This is a genomic window from Limosilactobacillus mucosae DSM 13345, from assembly GCF_001436025.1.
Lineage (GTDB): Bacteria > Bacillota > Bacilli > Lactobacillales > Lactobacillaceae > Limosilactobacillus > Limosilactobacillus mucosae.
Map to the genome: position 1 here is coordinate 28456 of NZ_AZEQ01000018.1, position 21475 is coordinate 49930.

The 21475-nt window shown below is 47.8% G+C and carries 20 protein-coding genes; 11 read left to right on the forward strand and 9 right to left on the reverse strand.

Features of this window, described 5'->3' with window-relative positions; genetic code table 11:
* Positions 1-82 precede the first annotated feature (82 nt).
* From rbsK to fucP, 3 genes are all read left to right on the forward strand, one after another.
* Positions 83-1003: a ribokinase gene (gene rbsK / locus FC47_RS08230; RefSeq protein ID WP_034541182.1), complete on the forward strand. Its 921-nt coding sequence runs from the start codon at positions 83-85 to the stop codon at positions 1001-1003.
* A gap of 51 nt (positions 1004-1054) precedes the next feature.
* Entirely contained in the window at positions 1055-1450 is a 396-nt protein-coding gene (gene rbsD / locus FC47_RS08235) for a D-ribose pyranase (protein ID WP_006500760.1), read from the forward strand.
* Positions 1451-1595: 145 nt separating this feature from the next.
* Positions 1596-2822 (forward strand): L-fucose:H+ symporter permease, encoded by a 1227-nt coding sequence (gene fucP, locus FC47_RS08240; protein WP_235804009.1) that lies wholly within the window; start codon positions 1596-1598, stop codon positions 2820-2822.
* A gap of 106 nt (positions 2823-2928) precedes the next feature.
* On the opposite strand, the gene FC47_RS08245 is transcribed toward fucP, so the two are convergent.
* Positions 2929-4158, reverse strand: coding sequence for an ammonium transporter (locus FC47_RS08245; RefSeq protein ID WP_048345741.1), 1230 nt, complete (start codon positions 4156-4158; stop codon positions 2929-2931).
* Between the two features lie 268 nt (positions 4159-4426).
* Here FC47_RS08245 and FC47_RS08250 point away from each other — a divergent pair, with 268 nt between their 5' ends.
* A complete protein-coding gene (locus FC47_RS08250; RefSeq protein ID WP_048345742.1) occupies positions 4427-5755 on the forward strand; it encodes an MATE family efflux transporter in 1329 nt (442 codons plus the stop codon).
* 60 nt (positions 5756-5815) lie between these two features.
* Here FC47_RS08250 and FC47_RS08255 read toward each other — a convergent pair whose 3' ends face one another.
* Positions 5816-6202 carry a winged helix-turn-helix transcriptional regulator gene (locus FC47_RS08255; protein ID WP_006500756.1) on the reverse strand — a complete coding sequence of 129 codons (387 nt, stop codon included), beginning with the start codon at positions 6200-6202 and terminating at the stop codon, positions 5816-5818.
* A gap of 109 nt (positions 6203-6311) precedes the next feature.
* On the opposite strand from FC47_RS08255, the gene FC47_RS08260 reads away from it, so the two are divergent.
* Entirely contained in the window at positions 6312-7181 is an 870-nt protein-coding gene (locus tag FC47_RS08260; RefSeq protein ID WP_048345743.1) for an aldo/keto reductase, read from the forward strand.
* A 60-nt stretch (positions 7182-7241) separates the two neighbouring features.
* On the opposite strand, the gene FC47_RS08265 is transcribed toward FC47_RS08260, so the two are convergent.
* From FC47_RS08265 to trpX, 3 genes are read right to left on the reverse strand one after another with little or no spacing between them, the layout of a single operon-like run.
* A complete protein-coding gene (locus FC47_RS08265) occupies positions 7242-8006 on the reverse strand; it encodes an ABC transporter ATP-binding protein (protein ID WP_048345744.1) in 765 nt (254 codons plus the stop codon).
* Positions 7999-8898, reverse strand: coding sequence for an ABC transporter permease (locus FC47_RS08270; RefSeq protein WP_048345745.1), 900 nt, complete (start codon positions 8896-8898; stop codon positions 7999-8001). Before FC47_RS08270 ends, FC47_RS08265 begins: the two co-directional genes overlap by 8 nt.
* Positions 8895-9887 carry a tryptophan ABC transporter substrate-binding protein gene (gene trpX / locus FC47_RS08275; RefSeq protein ID WP_056968592.1) on the reverse strand — a complete coding sequence of 331 codons (993 nt, stop codon included), beginning with the start codon at positions 9885-9887 and terminating at the stop codon, positions 8895-8897. The genes FC47_RS08270 and trpX overlap by 4 nt, the downstream gene beginning before the upstream one ends.
* Before the next feature lie 350 nt (positions 9888-10237).
* On the opposite strand from trpX, the gene FC47_RS08280 reads away from it, so the two are divergent.
* A complete protein-coding gene (locus FC47_RS08280; protein ID WP_048345746.1) occupies positions 10238-11467 on the forward strand; it encodes an aminotransferase class V-fold PLP-dependent enzyme in 1230 nt (409 codons plus the stop codon).
* Positions 11448-11885, forward strand: a complete 438-nt coding sequence (gene sufU / locus FC47_RS08285) for a Fe-S cluster assembly sulfur transfer protein SufU (RefSeq protein WP_056968593.1) — start codon at positions 11448-11450, stop codon at positions 11883-11885. Before FC47_RS08280 ends, sufU begins: the two co-directional genes overlap by 20 nt.
* A gap of 94 nt (positions 11886-11979) precedes the next feature.
* Here the strand turns inward: sufU and FC47_RS11045 are convergent, their stop codons facing one another.
* Positions 11980-13068 (reverse strand): C40 family peptidase, encoded by a 1089-nt coding sequence (locus FC47_RS11045; protein WP_056968594.1) that lies wholly within the window; start codon positions 13066-13068, stop codon positions 11980-11982.
* Positions 13069-13262: 194 nt separating this feature from the next.
* Entirely contained in the window at positions 13263-13772 is a 510-nt protein-coding gene (locus FC47_RS08295; RefSeq protein WP_006500748.1) for a flavodoxin family protein, read from the reverse strand.
* Between the two features lie 168 nt (positions 13773-13940).
* Between FC47_RS08295 and FC47_RS08300 the strand changes: the two genes are divergently transcribed.
* Both FC47_RS08300 and FC47_RS08305 read left to right on the forward strand, forming a co-directional pair.
* Complete coding sequence (locus FC47_RS08300; protein ID WP_056968595.1) at positions 13941-15488, forward strand: ABC-F family ATP-binding cassette domain-containing protein; 1548 nt, start codon at positions 13941-13943, stop codon at positions 15486-15488.
* A gap of 197 nt (positions 15489-15685) precedes the next feature.
* On the forward strand, positions 15686-16630 hold the full coding sequence (locus FC47_RS08305; protein ID WP_056968596.1) for an L-lactate dehydrogenase: 945 nt from the start codon (positions 15686-15688) through the stop codon (positions 16628-16630).
* A gap of 75 nt (positions 16631-16705) precedes the next feature.
* On the opposite strand, the gene FC47_RS08310 is transcribed toward FC47_RS08305, so the two are convergent.
* A complete protein-coding gene (locus FC47_RS08310) occupies positions 16706-18037 on the reverse strand; it encodes a DUF2325 domain-containing protein (protein WP_056968597.1) in 1332 nt (443 codons plus the stop codon).
* 234 nt (positions 18038-18271) lie between these two features.
* On the opposite strand from FC47_RS08310, the gene FC47_RS08315 reads away from it, so the two are divergent.
* Positions 18272-19357, forward strand: a complete 1086-nt coding sequence (locus tag FC47_RS08315) for a DHHA1 domain-containing protein (protein ID WP_056968598.1) — start codon at positions 18272-18274, stop codon at positions 19355-19357.
* A gap of 32 nt (positions 19358-19389) precedes the next feature.
* On the opposite strand, the gene FC47_RS08320 is transcribed toward FC47_RS08315, so the two are convergent.
* Positions 19390-20382 (reverse strand): LacI family DNA-binding transcriptional regulator, encoded by a 993-nt coding sequence (locus FC47_RS08320; RefSeq protein WP_056968599.1) that lies wholly within the window; start codon positions 20380-20382, stop codon positions 19390-19392.
* A 410-nt stretch (positions 20383-20792) separates the two neighbouring features.
* Here FC47_RS08320 and FC47_RS08325 point away from each other — a divergent pair.
* A partial coding sequence (locus FC47_RS08325; RefSeq protein WP_056968600.1) for an L-ribulose-5-phosphate 3-epimerase occupies positions 20793-21475 on the forward strand: 683 nt, incomplete at its 3' end.

Below are 21475 nucleotides of genomic sequence, written 5' to 3' on the forward strand. Positions count from 1 at the left end.
ATCATGTTAAATTAACAACGTTGAAATTTTCGTAAAACGATTTACAAAAACGTTTTACAGTAGAGACCATAGGAGGAAGCAAATGGCTAAGAAAATTGCGGTTTTAGGTAGCATCAACGTTGATACGACCTACCACGTACAGCGTTTCCCAATGCCTGGTGAGACGATCTCGGCAGGTTCCAAGAGTTCCGCTCCTGGCGGTAAGGGTGCCAACCAAGCAGTTGCCGCTGCTCGGTCTGGTGCCAAGACCTGGTTTATCGGGATGGTTGGGGCTGACAACGAGGGTAAGTTCATGCGTGAAGCTCTTCAAGAAGACCATATCGATACCAAGCTGATTGGAATTGATGAGCTGCATGGTACGGGAACGGCCTTGATTACGCTTGATGCCGAGGGCCAAAACGACATCATGGTTTATGGTGGTGCCAACCAAGCAATGACGACTGAGGTTTTGAAAAATGCCGATGCCGTCTTTGAAGAGATCGACTTTTTGATCAGTCAGTTTGAAACGCCACAGGCAGTCACTGCTGAAGCTTTCAAACAAGCTAAGGAACATGGCGTAACGACGATCTTGAACCCAGCACCGGCTCATGAAATCTTGCCAGAGCTGCTGCAATACACGGACGTCGTGATCCCTAACGACAGCGAAAGCTTTGTTTTGACGGGAATCAAGATTACTGATGAAGATTCCATGCTTAAGTCCGCGGAATGGTTTAAACAGCAGGGCGCCAAAAACCTGCTGATCACGTTGGGCTCAAAAGGGGTCTTCTACTGCACGCCACACGGTCACGGAATGGTGCCAGCATTCAAGGTCAAGGCCGTTGATACGACGGCAGCCGGTGATACGTTCATCGGTGCGCTGGCCTCCCAGCTGGACAACGACTTGAGCAATGTTGCCGATGCTCTGGTCTACGCGCAGCGTGCTTCCAGTCTGACCGTTCAAAAGATGGGCGCCATGCCATCGATTCCAACGGGTGAAGAAGTCAAAGCCGCACTTGCCGAATAATCGCGGCTGAACGTTCGCAGCAATAAAAATAGGAATTAGGAGATTTTGATCATGAAGAAAACTGGAATTATCAACTCTGAAGTGTCTGCCGTCGTTGCCAACATGGGCCACATGGACTGGCTGTCGATTGGCGATGCCGGCATGCCGGTGCCAATGGGAACCAAGAAGATCGATCTGGCGCTCGACAAGCAGCTGCCAAGCTTTATGGACGTCTTGAACAACGTCTTAAAGGAAATGAAGGTTCAAAAGATCTACCTTGCCGATGAGATCAAGGACCAAAATCCAGAACAGCTGGAAAACATCAAAAAGGCGCTGCCTGATGTTGAGATCGAATTCATGCCTCACAGTGATTTGAAGAAGAACCTGGCCAAGACGCACGCCTTCATCCGTACGGGTGAGATGACGCCTTACTCCAACATTATTCTTGAATCCGGCGTTACGTTCTAGTGAGGTATGAGCCATGCAAAACAGTAAGAATTCTGACAAGGGCCAAAGCTGGCTGCAGCTGCCAGACGGCTACCTTGATAAGACGCCAATGTTTCAGTTCCTGCTGGTCTGCCTGATCTTCCCGCTCTGAGGGGCAGCAGCCAGTCTGAACGATATTCTGATCACGCAGTTCAAGACGGTCTTTACGCTGAACGACACGGCCACGGCTTTCGTTCAGTCAGCCTTCTACGGCGGCTACTTCCTGATGGCCATCCCGGCATCGCGGATCGTTAAGAAGGCCAGCTACAAGGTGGCCATTCTGGTCGGTCTGATGTTCTACATCATCGGCTGCTCGCTGTTCTTCCCGGCATCCCGAATTGCCACCTACAGCGTGTTTTTGGTAGCCATCTTCGCGATTGCCGTTGGTCTGAGCTTCTTGGAAACGTCTTGTGACACCTACGCTTCCATGATGGGCCCACGCAACACGGCCAACCAGCGTTTGAACTTCGCGCAAACGCTGACGCCGCTGGGTGACATCTTAGGGATCGTCTTAGGCAAGTACCTGATCTTTGGTGAAGGCGGCAACCTGGCTGACAAGGTCGCTCACATGAGCAAGGCCGAGGCCCACGCCTACAACCTGCACATGCTTCAACTGACGCTGCGTCCATACAAATTCATCCTTGCAATTTTAATCGTGATCTTCATCGTCCTGCTGCTGACCAAGATGCCACGCGCCAAGGCCACGGCAGGAACGGGCGCAGAAGGCAAGGAAGCACAGCCATCTTTGGGCGAGACGATTCACTACCTGACGCACAACAAACGCTTTATGATGGGTGTCGGTGCACAGTTCGTCTACGCCGGCATGCAGACGACAGTTTGGTCATTTACCATCCGGCTGGCACTGAAAGTTATGCACGGCATTTCCGACTCTGAAGCCTCAACGTTTATGATCTACAGCTACGTTGCCTGGTTTGTCGGCAAGCTGGTTGCCAACTGGTTCATGAACCGCTACTCGATTACCAAGGTGCTGACCTGGTTCTCTGCTCTTGGGATGGTCTGCCTGGTAATTGCCTTTACGGTTCCAAACGCGACGGCCGTTTACGCAGCCATTGCGACGAGCTTCTTCTTCGGTCCTGAATGGCCAACGATCTACGCTCACACGCTGGACCAGATTCACGAAAAGAAGTACACCGAAACTGGTGGTGCCTTCATCGTTATGTCCCTGATCGGTGGTGCCATCGTGCCAGCCATTCAAGGACGGGTATCTGACCTTTCCGGCTCCATGCAGTTCTCCTTCATCGTGCCAGCCATCTGCTTTGCGATCATCACGATCTACTTCTGGAACGAACATCGCTACGAAAAGGCACACCCTGAAGAAGTTCAAGAACACTAGAATTGAATTTTCAGTTAATGCATAACGTAAAAGGACAACCTCGCTAACACGAGATTGTCCTTTTTATATTGCTGAGTGCAGCAGATTTAATTATTCAGATAAGTGGTTAGAGCTGAGGATTCGCCAATGAGCCGATCAGTTCATGGTGTTCGCTGATATCCAAGCCGCGTCCTTCTTCGCGAGCAGAAACCCGAATCGTCATAAAGCGACCCAAGACCTTAACGATAGCCCAGACCATAGCAGCAGTAGTGATAATCGTAACCAGGGTTGCCAGTGTTTGAATGCCAAACTGAGTGAAGCCGCCGCCCATCAGCAGACCATCGTGAGTAACAGCAGGGTTGATCGTGTGAGTAGCAAAAAGGCCAGTTGCGATGCTTCCCCAGATACCGCTAACTCCGTGACAGCCAAAGGCATCCAGCGTGTCATCGACTTTTAGCCGCGGCTTGATCTTGGTGATGAACCAGCCGCTGATCAAGCTCGAACCGATTCCGATAATCAAGGCTCCGGTCAAGGTAACGTAGCCACAGGCTGGTGTGATGCCAACGAGCCCACACAATACGCCGGTACAGGTACCAACCAAAGTCGTGTGTCCTTCAGTATAGATTTCCAGTAATTGCCAAGTAACCATGGCCGCGGCGGCAGCAACTGTCGTAGTTAAGAAAGCCTGCATGGCAATGCTGTTGACGGCCAGTGCAGAACCCGCGTTGAAACCATCCCAGCCAATCCAAAGCAGGGTCGTACCCAACAGAACCCAGGACCGATCAGCAGGACCATCCGAATCTTTGGTGTGCAGACGCGGCCCAATCATAGCAGAAAGTACCAGGGCCGTGACGCCAGCATTGATATGAACGACAGTCCCACCAGCAAAGTCAAGCGTGCCCAGCTTGGACAGCAGACCGCCGCCCCAGACCAGGTGTACCAATGGGTAGTAGATCAGAATCGACCAGCAGATGATAAAGAAGGTTAAAAACTTAAAGCGCACCCGGCCAACGATCGCGCCCACAAACAAAGCTGGTGTGATCAATGCAAACATCATTTCAAAGATTGAGAAGATGCCGACCGGAATCTTGCCAGTCGTCAGCTGCTTTAGGTTGGTGCCGTGCATCATCAATTGGTGCAGGTTGCCGACAATGGCGCCGTTACCGCTGAATGAAAGTGACCAGCCAACTGCTACCCAAAGCAGAACGGATAGACCACAGACGAAAAAGACCGACATAAACGTGTTGACGATGTTGCGCCGACTTACCAAGCCGCCATAGAAAAACGCCAGTCCTGGTGTCATTAAGAACACCAGAATACTGGCAATCATTACGAATAAAGTGTTTGCTGTACTCATTATTGCCATCTCCAATTCTCAAAACTCTAATCATTTTCTTAATGGCAACTAATTTAGACCAATTCTTTTTCAAAAACAATAGACTGAGTTTGATTCCGAAAAATTAAACAAATTTATTAGACCAGACAAAATTGAAAAATGATGAAAACGTTTCATTCTTATGATTTGAAACTAAAATATGGAATAGACCAATAATTGAATGATTGTTGATCAAGAGGTGATCGTCTAAAATAATCAAGATTGTTTAATTAATGAAGGGAGTAGAAAAATGGATCAGCTTTTCGAGCGTTCTTCCATTAAAAAGGCTTATTTTACGCTGGCAATGCCAGTGGTTTTAAGTTCAGCCATTATTATTATCTATAACCTGGTGGACACGTTCTTTGTTTCTAAGACCCAAAATCCTGATCTGGTAGCGGGCGTATCGCAAGGTGCGCCAGTTTTCAGTCTGCTGATTGCAATTGGCGATATCTTTGGCTTGGGGGGCAGCTCATTGATTTCGCGGCTGTTTGGTGAAAAGCGCGATCATGAGGCACGCCTTGCTTCAGGTTATTGTTTTTACGTATCGATTATTGTAGGAATCTTGATGACGATCATCATGGTTGCTTTTCAGACGCCGATTCTTCATCTATTGGGGGCGACCACGGCAACCTGGCAGTACGCGCGTGAATACTACCTGGTGATTGCGTTTGGCGCGCCGTTTATTGTTTTTGGCCTGACACCAACCAATATTTTAAGAACTGAGGGATTAGCCGTTCAGTCTATGACGGCCAGCATGGTGGGAACGATTTTTAACATCATTTTGAATCCGATCTTTATCTTCCCTTGTGGATTAGGGGCTGCGGGTTCGGCACTGGCCACTGTCGTCAGCAATATCATTGGCGATGTCTTGATGATTTATTATTTGAATACCAAAAGCCAAAAACTGACGACCTCGATTCATGAAACCAAGTTAAGTCCAGCACTGCAAAAAGAAATCTACTCAATTGGGATTCCGGCCTCGATTACCAATATCATGGTTATGTTCTCCATGGCACTGACGAATCGCTATCTGATTGCGTATGGCTCAACCAGCGTGGCGGCGATGGGAATTGCCAACAAGATCAATACCATTATCTTTATGGTGATGGTCGGCTTTGCGTTTGGGGCCCAGCCGCTGATTGGCTATACTTACGGTGCCAAAAATCAAAAGCGGTTTAATGAAGCCGTACGTTTTGATATTTTGGTCGTCGTTGTTTTTGGGGTCGTGGCAACGCTTTTGATGATGTTGGCAGCTCCTCTGATCATTTGTTTGTTTATGCAGGATCAGACCGTGATCAGTGAAGGTACGATCATGATTCGCTGGCTGGCCAGTTCAACGACGCTGGGCGGCTGTATTTTGGTATTTACGACGATGTTTCAGTCAATGGGCAAGGCAGTCCCAGCATTTTGGCTGTCAGTATCACGGCAAGGCTTGATTTTTTTAGTCTGCATCGTAATTCTGCATCATCTGTTTGGTTATTGGGGAATTGTTTCAGCTCAGGCCGCGTCTGATGTTTTGACGTTGATGCTGGCTGTTTTGATGTGGCAAAAGAATCGACCGCATTTCAAAAAACAGTAAAAATTAATACCTTATTAGTGTGAAACAGCCGCTGCTTAATATTGAGCAGCGGCTGTTGGATTAGTCTGAGCAAAATTCAATATCTAATTTTAAATCCTGCAGGCGCTTTTCACCCCATTGGCACATGGCATCGATAATTGGCATCAAGCTTTCGCCAGTATTCGTAAGCTGGTAAAAGACTGCTTTGCGATGGCTGATCAGCTGTTCATGACGTGAGATCAACCCATCCTTGATCATCTCTTTTAGCTGTTGCGTCATCATCTTGTGCGTAGCGTGTTCAGAAAGCCGCTGCAGCTCATTAAAACGCATTGCGCCATTATGATAAAGACTGCAGATGATCAACAGCTTGTATTTGCCGGAAAACATGGCCAAAGTGTATTCTTTGGCGCAGTCAAAATCCTTTTGGCGCAATTTTTCGAGGGTGTATTCTCTAATTGTATCAGTCATTTGAGGTCTCCTGTCTAAGGTCACAAAAAGGTGCGTTATTGTGTATTGCCTAGTTCTGATTTTATAATATACTTACAAATTTTTAGATACAAAAGAAAGAAGGATCATAATGGACAATCATTTCACAAGCGTTACTTCAATGCGGCGCTTAAACAATGGCGTTGAAATCCCATGTGTCGGTTATGGTACGTTTAGAACGCCGGAATCAGTAGCCAAACAGTCAGTTATGGATGCAATTGAATTGGGCTATCGGCACATTGATACGGCCGCGGTCTATGAAAATGAAATTGGCGTAGGTCAAGGGATCGCTGCTTCAGGCGTTGCACGGGAAGAGCTTTTCGTTACCAGCAAGCTTTGGAATACCGAGCGTGGCTATGAAAAAACGAAAGCCGCCTTTCAAGCCACCTTGGATCGGTTAAAACTTGATTATCTGGATCTTTATTTGATTCATTGGCCAGCCAATGAAAAACAGTTTGGTCAGGATGCCGAAAAGCTGAATGCTGAAACCTGGCGAGCGATGGAAGATCTTTACAATGAAGGCCGAATTCGGGCAATTGGTGTTTCGAATTTTTTGCCACATCACATTAAGGCTTTGATGAAAACGGCTAAAATCAAGCCAATGGTCGACCAGATTGAGGTTCATCCTGGCTGGCCGCAGACAGAAGCAGTTCAGTGGCTGCAGGAACAGGATATTCTGGTTGAAGGCTGGGGTCCATTAGGCGGTCAGGGAGCTAAAGTCTTAGTTAACGATACGATGAAAGAAATTGCCAAAGCTCATGGTAAGTCAACGGCTCAGATTGCATTGCGCTGGGAATTACAGCAAGGCGTTTTGCCACTGCCAAAGTCGGTTCATCGTGAACGCTCGGCACAAAATATGGAAATCTTTGACTTTGCGCTTTCAGAGTCTGAAATGCAGATGATTCAGGCGTTGCCAAATCTTGGTGGGCAATGTGCCAAACCTGATGAGGTGGATTTTTAATGATGCTGACTAAAAAGACATTCCGCACCATTACGGAATGTCTTTTTGAACGTCGTTGTTTTACATTTCAAAGTAGGCATACAGATCGTCAACTGTTAATTTGGCTTTTTCAGCTGCGTTATAATCGGCTTTGATCTGGCCATCTTTTAAAACGATCAATCGGTTGCCGTATTTGAGAGCATCTTCCATATGATGAGTAATCATCAATGCCGTCAGATGATCTTCAGTGATGCGCTGATTGGTAGCGTGCAGCAGGTTGCGTGCCGTGTGTGGATCCAAGGCGGCAGTATGCTCATCAAGCAGCAGAATGTCTGGTCGCTTGAGCGTAGCCATCAAAAAGCTTAATGCCTGCCTTTGCCCGCCGGAAAGTGCTCCGGTTGGCGTAGTCATACGATTTTCCAAGCCATTGTTCATTTGCGCGGCCAGCTTGGTAAATTCTGACATTCGCTGCTTCAAACGACGTGGCATCAGGTGACGTTTTTCGCCACGCTTGGAAGCCAGCAGCATATTTTCAGCAACCGTCATCCGGGGTGCCGTCCCTAGTTTAGGATCTTGAAAAACACGAGCTAAAAAAGTGGTGCGCTGTTCTTCGGTTGTTTTGGTAATATCAGCACCGGCATGAAAAATCTGCCCGGCGTCGGCTTTAAGATTGCCGCCGATAACATTGAAAAGGGTTGATTTACCAGCACCGTTCGTCCCAACGATGGTAATGAAGTCGCCGTCGTTGATGGTTAGATTGATGCCCTTTAAAATCGTGGTTTCGTTGGCAGTTCCTGGATTGACGATTGTTTTGACGTTTTTTAGCTCAAGCATTGGTTCAGTCATTGGTTTGGACCCCCTTAAAGAACGGCTTGCGAATGTGGAATAGCTTGTCCAGTTGCGGCAGCATCATGCATAATGCCAAGACGATTGAAGAGATCAGGTTGAGGTCGTTGGCGCTGAATCCCAGCTGAAGGACTGCCAGCAGAATCAAACGGTAGATGATGCTTCCCAAGATTACGGCAACTAGTCGCTGCGACAGTGTCAGCTCGCCAAAGGCAACTTCGCCAATAATGATTGAAGCCAGGGCGATTACGATGGTTCCAATCCCCATGTTGACATCGGCATAGCCATTGCTTTGAGCAACCAGCGCGCCGCAAAGTCCAACCAGTCCATTAGAAATCATAAGACCAACGTTGATCGTGGCGTCGGTATGGATCCCCAGTGATTTAGCCATTACGGGATTGTCGCCGGTTGCGATAAATGACTGGCCATAGTCGGTATCCAAGAAAAAGATCAGCAGGAGCGTGATAATGACAATTACGATCATGCCCAAGACAACGCTGTCAAAATACTGTGGCAGCGAGGTCATAAACGATCCAGAAAAAAGCGTCTTTTGGCCCAGCAGTGAGATGTTCGACTTACCCATAATGCGCAAGTTAACAGAGTAGGTGGCCGTCATCGTCAGAATCCCAGCCAGCAGGAATGGAATCTTTCCTTTAGTATACAGCAGCCCGGTTACCAGCCCAGCCAGCATACCGGCGCCAAATGCCAAAAGGGTTGCGACCAATGGTGAAAAGCCATGCGTAATTGCAGTAACGGCTACGGCAGCCCCTAATGGAAACGTGCCTTCAACCGTCATATCGGCGAGATTCAAGATACGGAAGGTCAGGTAAAGACCCAACCCAAGCAGTGCCCATAACAGACCCTGGCCAATTGCGGATACGATCAGATTCATTTGATTACCTCCCCATATTTTTCGGCTTCACGCTGGAAACTGGCTGGAACGTGCAAGCCCAACTTGCGTGCCTGCTTTAGGTTCAAGACCGGTTCGCCATGACGAATGTACTTGATGGCAGTCGTGGATGGCTTCTTCTTGCCCTTTAGGATGTCGGCTGTCAGCTTACCGCCTGCAACGCCCAGCTTGTATTGATTGATGCTGTAGGTAGCGACCCCGCCTTGCTTAACCATCGTGTCGACGGCGGGGAAAACGGGCTTGTTGACGGCATTGGCATTTTTGACCAGTGTCTGCATCGCGCCGGCAATCGTGTTGTCTGTTGGTACGATTACAGCGTCAACCTCACTCAGCATTTGTTGTGAGACTTGATTTAAGTCATTGCTGTTGGAAATCGAGTAAGCCTTCAGATTTAAATGCATCTGCTTGGCATATTTCATGAATTCCTTATATTCAGTGACGGCGGAACTGTCGCTGGAAGTGTAGATGATCCCTAACGTCTTGGCGTGCGGCATAAATTGGTGGACCAGCTGCAGTTGTTCCTTAACCGGTGCCTGATCGGAAATCCCGGTGATATTGCCGCCAGGACGCTTGTTGTTCTTAACGAGACCGGCTCCTTGGGGATTGGTTACGGCACCTAAGACGATTGGAATCTTTTTGGTTGAGTTGGCCAGTGCTTGGGAAGCTGGCGTGGTAATCCCAAAAAGGACGGTTGAGTTTTCATTGACCAGTTTGTTGGCCATGGTTTTTAAGTTGCTTTGATCACCATTGGCATTTTGATAGTCGATCGTAATATTTTTGCCATTGTGATAGCCTTCTTCTGCCAGACCATGGACAAAGCCTTTGTAGATCTGATCCAATGCGGGATGATGCATCAAGGTTAAGACCCCGACTTTGGGCTTGGCCTGTTTGACGATGCCGCCATTTTCCTTGAAGTAGGCGACCCCAAGAAAGGCAAGTAAAATGGCGATTACGGTATACATTCTTTTCATGGCTTTTTGCCACCTTTCCGAAACCTTTTGAATAATTGCTGCTTGATAAAATAAAAAGAGGAAGCCAGTCTGCAGGCCTCCTCTTGGGAAATTAAAAAGCCCGCATGTGGTTCCATGCAGGCTTGCATTATGAAATAAGCCGGCACAGAATGGATCTGACTTCCCAGACCGCATTCCGTGCGATCTGAGCTACCGGCTTTGCCAACGAATATTAAGTTGGATGCGGTTGTAACTCATTTGCTTATCTCCTTTCGCGTGTTTGATTGTTTTAAAGTATAATCAGTGTCACGATCCTTTGTCAACTAAAAGTTAGATTTTTATGAGTTTTTTCTTAGAAGAAGGCGAGCCAAGTGGATATTGAAAGCATTAAACAAGATTTTCCCATTCTGAAGCAGCGAGTTAACGATGAGCCATTGACCTATCTGGACAGCGCGGCGACGGCTCAGATGCCGACACCGGTTTTAAAGGCGATTGAGCACTACTACCAGCATGATCATGCCAACGTTCATCGGGGCACGCATACGCTGGCGCAGCGGGCAACTGCAGCCTATGAGACGGCTCGGCAAAAAACCGCCGCCTTTATCAATGCCAAGCAAGCTGAAGAAATCGTCTTTACGCGTTCAACAACGGAAAGCATTAATTGGATCGCGCAGGGACTGAGTGAGCTGATTAAGCCAAATGACGCGATCGTAGTGACGATAATGGAGCATCACAGCAATCTGGTTCCCTGGCAGCAGCTGGCTAAGCGAACCGGGGCTGAGCTGAGGCTGATCGGCTTAAATGATCGTCAAGAGCTGGATCTTAACGATGCTGCGCGCAAAATCGATTCACGGACCAAAGTAGTAGCCATAGCCCATGTTTCAAACGTTTTGGGCGTAGTAAATCCTATTTTAAAAATCGGTGCCATGGCGCATCAAGTCGGGGCCTGCCTGGTCGTTGACGGAGCCCAGGCCGCGCCGCATCTGCCGGTTGACGTACAAGCACTGGACGCGGATTTTTATGCTTTTTCTGGTCATAAGCTGATGGCGCCAACCGGAATCGGCATCTTATATGGAAAAATGGTTTGGCTGAATCGACTCTGCCCCAGTCAGTTTGGCGGCGAGATGATTGATCAGGTTGCTCAGCAGACGGCTACTTTTAAACCGGTTCCCTGGCGCTTTGAGGCTGGTACGCCCAACATCAGCGGTGCGATTGCCTTAGGCGCGGCGATTGATTATTTAAGCCAGTTTGGCATGCGAGCGATTGCGGAACATGAACAAGAACTGGCTGCTTACGCGATTCCTAAACTGTTGGCAATTGATGGCTTGACGCTTTATGGCCCACAAGATCGGCATACTGGCGTCTTGGCGTTTAATCTAGCTGGCATTCACCCTCATGACGCGGCGACGGCTCTTGATCTGGAAGGGGTAGCCATTCGTGCCGGTCATCACTGTGCGCAGCCTTTGATGGATTATCTGGGGGTCAATGCGACTCTGCGGGCCAGTTTTTACCTGTATAATGATCAAAAAGACGTTGACCGCTTGATTGATGCGATTAAGGCTACAAAGGAGTTTTTTGAAAATGGGTTTGAGCAAGCTTAATTATTTATATCGCACGTTGGTTTTAGCACATGCCAGCCACCCGCATCACCAAGGAAAACTACCGGACGCAACCGCGCAGACCACGCTGCATAATCCAACCTGCGGCGATACCATTAATCTGGCAGTCAGGATCGATGACGACAAAATCAGCGACCTTAAGTTTACCGGCAGCGGGTGTACGATCTCGCAAGCCTCAGCCAGTATGATGGGCGATGTTTTGATTGGCAAATCGGTGTCAGACGCCCAACAGCTGATTCAGGCTTTTTCGAATCTGGTTATCGGTCAAAAAATCAGTGCCCAGGCGCAAGAACAGCTCCAGGATGCCGCAATTCTGGGCAGCGTGGCACAGTTTCCGGCTCGAATCAAATGTGCGGCACTGGCCTGGCACGCGGCCCAAGCAATTCTAAAAGAAAACTAAAAGACGCCCGTTCGCAGACGATGCGATCGAGCGCCTTTTGCTTAAGAGCTTGTCTTAAGCGTTAAGTTGATAAGAATGTTGATAAGTTTTAAAACTACTGCATAACGATGTAGTAGTTAGGACGGTAATATTGAATATTGCCTTCTTGCACGTTTTGACCAGGAGTTGGCGCTTGAATGTAGTTGCCGTTTCCTTCTGCGATTGCAACGTGGTATGGTGCTGAATCGGTTCCCCAGAAGTAGAGGGCTCCCGCGGGTGCGTTTTCAACATCATAGTAGTGAGTTCCTAACGTTGCCTGTTGGGTCGTCGTGCGATAGCTGCTGGACAGACCATAGGAGTACTGAACCAGTCCGGAACAGTCAAAACCGCTTGGCGTATTGCCGCCCCAGACGTAAGGAACGCCAATCATTGACTGCGCGGTTGCCAGTCCCTGACCAGCTGCCACGTGGCTGGTTGATGCCGTTGAAGTGGTGCTTGCGCTGGCACTGGCGGCATCCGTTAAGCCATAGGTAATCGTGTAGTTGGCCATTGCGGCATTGGCAGCAGCTGAGTTGGACTCATAGGTGGCTGAAGATGCCGTGTTGGCTGCTGATTCGGTCGTTGCGGCTGCCGTCATTGCAGTAGTTGTTGCGGCAGTCGTTGCTTCAGTTGAGTCGGTCGCAGCAGCATTCTCATTAGCTGACGAAGCCGATTGAACGGATTCTGAATCAGCAGACTGAGCTGATACTGTGCTGGTCGTTTGGGTGTCAGTTGAAGCATCACTCGAAGCCGTCGTTGAGGCAACGGCTTGACTGGCAGTATCTAAAGCACTGGAAACAATTGCCGCTGAACTTGAGCTGGTGCTTGAATCAGCAAAAACGCTGGCGCTGACGGAACCAGCCGTGGAACTGGCCGTCGTAGTCTTAGTCGTCTGACGCTGGCTGTTCTTTTGTCGATTGATGGTCGTTTCTGGAATCGTAATCCGCTGACCAGGGAAGATCAGATCCGGATTGGAAAGTGAGTTTGCCGAAACGATTGAAGAAACCGTGGTCTTGTATTGCTGTGCATAGGCCCAGATCGTGTCGCCCGAAGCTACGGTAACCGTAGTATCAGCATGGGCAGTCGTCTGCGCGGCGGTCATGGCTCCGGCAGCACCCACGGCAGCAATTAAGGCCTTAGCTGCTTTTTTCTTGATAGTAATCACTCCATGTTTTTGTTTTTTGCTCAGTTGTGCGAAATTCCGCACGGTTTTTAATTTAACAAGACAAAATGATGGGACAGTGAAGACTATTTGAAAAAAATATGAAGTCATTTTGAACCTGGCAGAGACAAAAGACCGTTATCAATTGACTTAACGGCTGGAATGACTGACAGAACTGCCGCAAGCCTACTTGCGATTTAGTTAAGACTTTTGCCCAACTCGTAGGCCAGGTCGGGATAAAATCTTAGATGATGTGGTGTGGTTTCCTTGCCAGCTAAGACCTGTCCAGCAAACTTCCAGCCCAGGTGATCAAAAATCGCCTTGAATTCAGACTTTAGCGGGTCAAAATCATTATGCGGCGCGCTGGCAACCAAAATGGCCTGTTTGTCATCATGCAGCTGCTCATCACGCTCGCCCATATGATCAATGACGGCCTTCATCTGTGAGGACATGCCATAATAAAACATTGGCGTGGCAAAAACGATCAGATCAGCGGCTACCATTTGATCAAGTAGTCGTTCAGTTACGGCATCACCCGGCAATAAGTGATTGTCGGCATCCATTTTAACGGGAGCCAAGGGATGATGGCCGGCGTCAAAAATCGTAACGTGGTTGGCTGCTGCCTGGGCTCCTTTGATCAATTGATGTGCTAAGATCGTTGAAACGGCAGGATCGTGGGGACTGCCTAAGATTGTCAAAATTTCCATGAAATGCCTTCTTTTTAGATTCTTTAACAATACAACAACTCTATCTTAGCACTGATAAATATTTTCAATGTCTCAGAAGCCTACCGCTGCCAATTGAACGGCAAGCAAGGTCTGTGCTAACATGAAAAGCACGTTGTTTATTTTTGAAATTAGATGAGGAGAGAGAAAATGGCGGTTTTGGATGTTAGAAACCTGACGATGAGCTTTGCCGACAAGAAGCTTTATGAAGATGCCAGCTTTCAATTGGAAAAACATGAGCATATGGGGATCGTTGGTCAAAATGGGGCCGGCAAGTCAACTTTGATTAAAATCCTGATTGGCAAGGAGCTGCCGGTCGCGGGCGATATCAAGTGGCAAAAAAACACCAAGATCGGCTATTTGGATCAATATGTTGATATTCCGCAGGGGATGACGCTGATTCAGTTTCTGCATACGGCTTTCCAGGAACTTTATGACATCAATGAACAGATGAATGAGCTTTATGCAAGATATGCCACGGAAATGGATGATCGCCTTTTGGAACGAGCTGGCCGGTTGCAGGAACGTTTGGACGCGGCTGACTTTTACGAGGTCGAAACCAAAATTGAGCGCGTTATGAATGGGCTGGGGCTAAATGACATTGGTAAGGACCATGTCGTTTCCGAAATGAGTGGCGGCCAGCGCTCAAAAATTATTTTGGCCAAAATGCTGCTGGAAAATCCAGACGTGATCCTGCTTGACGAACCAACCAACTATCTGGACACCGCGCACATTGAATGGCTGATTGAATATCTGAATGATTTTGACGGCGCGGCCATGATTATTTCACATGACTACGATTTTTTGGAACGCGTGACCAACACGATCTGTGACGTGGCATTTGGCAAGATCACCAAGTATCGCGGCAGCTTTAAGCAGGCAATGCGGCAAAAGGCTGAGCGCAAGGAGACCCAGGAGCGCGAATACGAAAAGCAGCAGGAAGTCATTGAAAAGGCAGAGCGGTTTATTCGTAAAAACAAGGCGGGTTCCAAATCAACCATGGCCAAATCCCGTGAAAAGATGCTGGCTCGGATGAAGCGGATTAATCCGCCAACTGATAATCTAAAGGCGACGTTTCACTTTCCTTATGAAAATACCGGTTCTGCCAATGCCTTAAAGGTCAATCAGCTGTCAGTCGGTTATGGTCATCCGCTGCTTGCGCCCGTGACGTTTTCGATGACGATGGGTGAAAAGCTGCTGTTTACCGGTTTTAACGGGGTCGGTAAGTCAACTTTGATCAAGTCGATTCTGGGCAAGATCCCAGCACTGCAAGGGACGGCTACTTTTTCGCCTTCAGCACGGATTAACTACTTTGATCAGGATCTGGTGTGGGATGAGCCTAATCTGACGCCACTGGAAACGATTCAAAATCTTTTTCCAACCATGCAGCCAAAACCGATTCGACAAAAGCTGGCCAAAGCAGGGATCAATGCCGCTAATACGCAAAAGCCGCTGTCGTTGTTGTCTGGTGGTGAGCAGACCAAGGTTAAGCTGGCCATTTTGGAACTGACGCCATCAAACTTTTTAATCATGGACGAGCCAACCAATCACTTGGATGATGAAACCAAGGAAGGACTCAAAAAAGCCCTGCAAGAATATCCCGGGAACCTGATCCTGGTCAGCCACGAGCAAAGTTTTTATCAAGGCTGGCTGGATAAGGTCTTAAACGTCGAGAAACTGAGCTTGCGCAAATCATAGTCAAATAAGCAGTCAGCTATAATTAAGCCGGCTGCTTATTTTTATTAAATAAATTAATTGAAAGCTGGCTGTCTGAAAGGATTAATCTTATTTTAATTTAGTTTTTTTAAAATGAGTTGACTTTGAATCTAAAAATGTTAAATTCTTAGTCATAAATTAAAAAGATTAAAAAAAGATTAGAAAGGTCGTGCGTAATTATGACGCGAAAAGTTGGTGTTATTGGTTCAGGGAATGTTGGTTCAACGCTGGCTAACAATATGCTGGTAGCAGGGACGGCGGATACGCTGGTATTGATTGATACCAACGAACTAAAGCTGAATTCGGATGCAACCGATTTTGAAGACGCGGCGGCCAATCTGCCAACTCATACCACAGTGGTGCGCAACGACTATGAAGCCCTGGCCGATGCGGATGTCGTCGTGATCGCGGTCGGCAGTATCGGCGTGCAGAATGACGATGCCAAGCATGATCGATTTGTTGAATTGAAGGTTACCAGCAAGGCTGCTAAAGAAGTCGGTACTAAACTAAAAGAAGTTGGGTTCCATGGTGTGTTGGTCTCAATCAGTAATCCTTGTGACGTGATTGCCGCACTGTTCCAAAAGTACACTGGTCTGCCAAAGACTCAGGTAATCGGTACGGGGACGCTGCTTGATACTTCGCGCATGAAAAAAGTCGTTGGTCAAAAGTTTGACGTTGATCCGCGCTCGGTATCTGGCTACAACCTGGGTGAACACGGCAACTCGCAATTCTCTGCTTGGTCACAGGTACGGGTCATGGGTCATCCTGTAACCGAATTGGCTAAGGATCGTGACGATGTTGATCTGGATCAATTGGCTGAAGACGTGCGGGCAGGCGGCTATGTCGTCTTCCATGGCAAGAAGCACACCAACTTTGGGATTGCGGCAGCGGCTCTGCGTCTGGTTACGGCCGTTTTGAATGACGCGCACGCTGAATTGCCAGTCTCCAACTTCCGCGAAGAATACGGCACCTATGTCGGCTACCCTGCCATCATTGGTCGTCAGGGACTGGTTCGGCAGCTGCAGCTTGATCTGACTGATGAAGAAAAAGACAAGCTGGCTGCTTCGGCTAAATATATCAAGGATCGCTTTGATGACGTATCTGCCAAGCTAGACAACGAATAAAAACTACAGAAAATGAAAAAGGATGCGTCAAGAGCTGGCACATCCTTTTTGGTTTTGCAAATAAGCAGCTGCTGATTAATCGGCGCTGACGTATTTTGCCATGTCCTGACCGCTGCTTTCATAGGCGTTGTTGCCATTGAGGGCTCGGAAAATGGCGCGTTCAACGGCAGTATTGCTAGTGGTGCTGGCAATTGCAAATGGTCGATCGTTGCGCTTGGCATGGTGCGTGGTCAGTTGACTGATGCGATGATGAATGCGGTCGATGCAGACGACAATCAGATCGGCATCCTTAACGGCCCGTTTGATCTTGCTGCTGGAGACGTTTTCTTCCATTGAAGCATCCAGACTGTAGAAGACGCCATGATGCTTGGCGACGACGGCTTTAAGATCCTGCACGCGGTCACGGGCCCCGGTTACCACTAAGACCCGTTTTTGATTTAAGTCGTAGTCAAGCTTGTCGCTGTATTCGTGGCGTGTCTTTTTAATTTTTTTGGGCTGCTGCAGCTTGCGTGGCGATTTGGTCGTATCAAACTCGTGCTCACTGTGGATCCAGCGAATCTCGCCAGCCTTGGCATCGCGCATTCCGTTACCGTGATCATAGTAGGCAAAGTCGATGATCATGCCAGGCTTGAGATTGCGGCTGGCATATTTGTAAGGATCAATCACGATGGTATTGGCGTGTGACTCGTCCAGAATCGAATTGCCCTTGAGCGTCTTTTTGATCTGCAGGACGTCTGAGCCGGCAACTGGTTCCAAAGTGGCATATTCAATAACTTTGGTTGGTGTCGTGCTGATTGCCAGATGGTCATTGGTAACACGATTGATGACGGGCAGTTTGCCATGGATCAAGCGCTGACGGTCCAACTGTACGACATCGCCATCATTGATTGGAAATGGCAGTTTGTGCAGAATGCTTTCTGAATAGAAGCGGTGATTGATCTCCGCGCCGCTTAACAGACGGTGGACGGGATAGCAGTTGTCGCGTGCCAGCAGTTCGACTTCCGAAAGCTCAGGTGCAGCTGCCGGTTCAGTCGACGCTTCGTTTTTAGCAGTGACGGGGATGTCTCTTAAATAAGCCTGGTTGGCAGCTGCTTTAGCCGTTGACCGTTCAGGCTGCTTATTGCTTTGCGGTTTTGCAGGCGTTTCATGCGGCTTGGGCGTTGGTGCCGCGGTCTGATTGATCAGCTGGCCTAGCGAGATCTTTGGGGCAGTGACGTTACGCCGAATCTGATAGCCTGGCTTGGCAGACTGTTTTTCAGTAGACGTCGGCTCTTTAACCGGCTGCAGCTGATTAAGCAGGTCGACGATGATCGTAAGACTGCGTTGGGTCTGCAGCAGACTTTCCGGGTCGCTGGCAGTATGGTTCAAAAGTTCGATTAGTTCATGACGATAATCATAGACCATCACAAGTACCTCTTTTCTAAAAGTTGACTGATTCCATCTTAGCAAAGCCAAGCGGACATGTCAGTTGCCAAGCATGGGCGGGTTTAAATTTATGGCTTTAAGCAGCGAATATTAAAACTAGCTGCAGTTGGCTAAATTCACTGACGAAAACAAAAAGCAGGTCGGTTTTGCTGGCGAAACGCTTATTTAGCTGTTGAATCGGTTATAATAAAATCAAAATCACAAAGGAAGTTAGTTATGGCTAAGCGCAATATTAAAATTTTTTCGCATAACGATCTGGATGGCTTTGGGGCCCCAGTATTGGTCAAGACGGTCCAAGACGTTATGTTTCCCGATGCTGAGTTTGACCTGACCAGTATCGGTGCCGGTAGAATCGACAGTGAGCTGGACTACTGGTTCAAAAGTCCCGAAGCAGCCACGGCAACGGATGTCTGGATTATGGATATGACGCCAGACAGCGAGCATACGATGCAGGAGCTCAATCAGCAGTTTGCCAATCACTGGCTGGTTTTTGACCACCATGAGACTGAAGCGGCATTGCGACAAAAGTTTGCGGCCAATACGGTTAAGCCCGCTGATGCAAAAATCAGTCCCAGCGCGACCAGCCTGGTATGGGATTGGCTTAAGACGCTGCCTGGCTTTGTTAAGCTGAATCAAGATCGGCAGCAGCAGTTGGCGGAACTGGTGGAGCTGATTCGTGCCTATGATACGTGGGATTGGCAAAATGATCCCGATATGAGCGAAAAAGAGCGTCAGGCCGCTGATGACTTCAATCAGTTGTTCTGGTTTTATCCGCTTGATCATTCCGAAGCCTTTGTGCAAAGCGTTTTTGACAAAGGCTGGACGGCGTATCGTCAAGACAATGACCTGCTGATTCAAACCTTAAACGAACGGCGGGCTAAGTACTTAAAGTCGCACTTAAAAGACGTGGTCGAGGCAACGGCAGATGGGCACCGCTTTGGAATCGTCTATGCCAGCGACTATAAATCAGAGATCGCGCATGAGCTATTGGTACAGCAGCCGGACCTGGATGCTGCGCTGGTAATCAGTCCTAAGAGCGTTTCTTTGCGCAGTAATGGCAAAGTCGACGTGGCAAAGTTTGCGGAAACCTATTATCAAGGCGGCGGTCATGCCGATGCAGCCGGCGGACGATTGGACATTAACCCAATTCGCTTAGGTGAACAGGCGGTTGCTGATGAGCTTGAACAGATGACAAGCGTCAAAAAAGAAGAAAAAGCAGAGACTGAAAGCACGTTGGCAGATAATCTCGACCCGGACATGGCAGCCAAACTAGCAGCCTTGTTTGGCAAAAAAGAAGACTAAAAAATCGGGTTCGTCAATTGGCGAATCCGATTTTATTTTGGTTGTTCTGCTACGCTGCCACGCTCAACCAGCTTGAACGGTACCAGTTCGGAAGGAGCATTGCCGAGCAGGTCTAAGACGCTGTTAATGCCGATTTGATAAAAGTCCTGGGTAACGCTGGTCAGTTGTGGATCTGTAACCTCGCAAAGAAAGGTACCATCAATGCTGACGATGGAAAGATCTTGCGGTATCTTGAGTCCCATCTGTGCGGCCTGACGCATGATGCCCATTGCAACCAGATCACTGGCAGCAACGACCGCGCTCAGTTTGAGATCAGCCCAGTGCTGCATGATGGTCTGGCCAGCCTCATAGCTGTAGTCGCCATATTGAATCCAATCCTGTTCAATTGGCAGGTGGTGCTCATACATGGCCTTTTGATAGCCGGCGCGACGCTGGAGACCAGTATGTGAATGATCAATGCCAAAAAGACCAATGCGGCGATGGCCTTTTTTAATTAAGTATTCAACGCTTTGAGCAGCCAATTCAGTATTATCAGAACTGATAAACTGTAGCGGTAATTCATAAGAGTAGTTGGAAACCAGCCTAACCGGCAGCTGTGAATCCTGCAGCATTTTAAGACTTTGCGGATCAATCTGGCTGCCAATCAGCAGAATACCGGCGCGCGGACCGGCCGTGGCATCTTTAATCGCTTGATGGAGCAATTGAGGACTGTGATTGCCGGCGTAAAGGATAATAATATGACGATTATGAGCCAGGGCTGTCTGCTGCATGCCATCCAAGATCCCAGTTGAAAAATTAGTTGGCGGATTGCTGACGATTACGGCAATCTTGTCACTGGAGCGCGTCGCCAGTTCTGCGGCCGCGCTGTTTTTCTGATAGCCCAGTTTGGCAGCTGCATCCCAGACGCGTTGGGCAGTCTGAGGAGTATAGGTATTGGCTTTTTTGGCCATTACTCGTGAAACCGTCGCGATTGAAACCCCGGCTTGACGAGCAACGTCTTTGATAGTGGGTTTATTGGCGACCATTTTAATCAGCCTTCTTTCATAGCGCAATTTATATATACATTATATCATGCAAGTGTTTTCTGTAAACGCTTACTTTAATAGTCAGCCTTTGGTAAGCAGATCTATTGCAAAAAGATGGTATTGGTACATTGTTTGATCAAAATTAACAAATAATCAGTAAAATTAACAAAAATCGTTATTGATTAATCATTTATGTGTTCCATACTTTAAATTAAGTGGAATCTCAATCAATTCAGAGAAAGCGGCTAGTTGGTAGTCGCTTTTTTATGTTAAAACGTCCGACTTAAAAAGTTTTGAGATCGTATAATTAACTAAAAAACAACAAAAATAACATAAAACTAGATTGAATAAGTGAATCGCTTTCATTAATATGAAAATGTAACATAATTCCTCGAGGGAGGGACATTTTTATGACAATTAATGCTTTGGGAATTTATGAAAAAGCGCTGCCTCAAGATCTGTCTTGGGAAGAAAAGTTTAATCTGACCCACGAACTAGGTTTTAACTTTTTAGAATTCTCAATTGATGAGAGTGATGAGCGGTTGGCGCGGCTGGATTGGACGGCTCAGCAGCGAGAAGACTTTCGCAATGCAATGTGGCGGACGCACAGTCGAATCAACACATTGATGCTTTCTGGTCATCGCCGCTATCCGTTGGGTTCAAAGGATCCGGCAGTTCGCAAACAGTCGCTTGAGATGATGCAAAAAGCGATCGATCTGGCCGTAGATCTTGGAATTCATAATATTCAAATGGCCGGTTATGATGTTTTTTATGAAAATAAAACAATGCTTTCACGTGAACTATATATTGAAAATCTTGCTCAATGCGTTCATATGGCTGCCGAAAAGATGGTTATGCTTTCGATTGAAACGATGGATGATCCCTTTATTAACTCTTTGACCAAAATCGAGCATTGTAAAACACAGGTGCACAGTCCCTGGCTGCAGGCTTATCCAGACCTTGGCAATCTAAGTGCCTGGCCTGAAAATGATGTTCCTTCGCAGCTGGAGAACTGCATCGATAATATCGCGGCAGTTCATTTAAAGGATACGCGTGCTGTTACGCCAACTTTTAAAGGGCAGTTTAAAAACGT

Coding starts and splice junctions, on each gene's coding strand:
- FC47_RS08250 (WP_048345742.1), top strand. CDS start 4,427: ATGGATCAGCTTTTCGAGCGTTCTTCCATTAAAAAGGCTTATTTTACG.
- rbsD (WP_006500760.1), top strand. CDS start 1,055: ATGAAGAAAACTGGAATTATCAACTCTGAAGTGTCTGCCGTCGTTGCC.
- FC47_RS08305 (WP_056968596.1), top strand. CDS start 15,686: ATGACGCGAAAAGTTGGTGTTATTGGTTCAGGGAATGTTGGTTCAACG.
- FC47_RS08300 (WP_056968595.1), top strand. CDS start 13,941: ATGGCGGTTTTGGATGTTAGAAACCTGACGATGAGCTTTGCCGACAAG.
- FC47_RS08295 (WP_006500748.1), bottom strand. CDS start 13,772: ATGGAAATTTTGACAATCTTAGGCAGTCCCCACGATCCTGCCGTTTCA.
- FC47_RS08245 (WP_048345741.1), bottom strand. CDS start 4,158: ATGAGTACAGCAAACACTTTATTCGTAATGATTGCCAGTATTCTGGTG.
- FC47_RS08315 (WP_056968598.1), top strand. CDS start 18,272: ATGGCTAAGCGCAATATTAAAATTTTTTCGCATAACGATCTGGATGGC.
- trpX (WP_056968592.1), bottom strand. CDS start 9,887: ATGAAAAGAATGTATACCGTAATCGCCATTTTACTTGCCTTTCTTGGG.
- FC47_RS08255 (WP_006500756.1), bottom strand. CDS start 6,202: ATGACTGATACAATTAGAGAATACACCCTCGAAAAATTGCGCCAAAAG.
- sufU (WP_056968593.1), top strand. CDS start 11,448: ATGGGTTTGAGCAAGCTTAATTATTTATATCGCACGTTGGTTTTAGCA.
- FC47_RS08270 (WP_048345745.1), bottom strand. CDS start 8,898: ATGAATCTGATCGTATCCGCAATTGGCCAGGGTCTGTTATGGGCACTG.
- FC47_RS08260 (WP_048345743.1), top strand. CDS start 6,312: ATGGACAATCATTTCACAAGCGTTACTTCAATGCGGCGCTTAAACAAT.
- rbsK (WP_034541182.1), top strand. CDS start 83: ATGGCTAAGAAAATTGCGGTTTTAGGTAGCATCAACGTTGATACGACC.
- FC47_RS08265 (WP_048345744.1), bottom strand. CDS start 8,006: ATGACTGAACCAATGCTTGAGCTAAAAAACGTCAAAACAATCGTCAAT.
- FC47_RS08320 (WP_056968599.1), bottom strand. CDS start 20,382: ATGGTCGCCAATAAACCCACTATCAAAGACGTTGCTCGTCAAGCCGGG.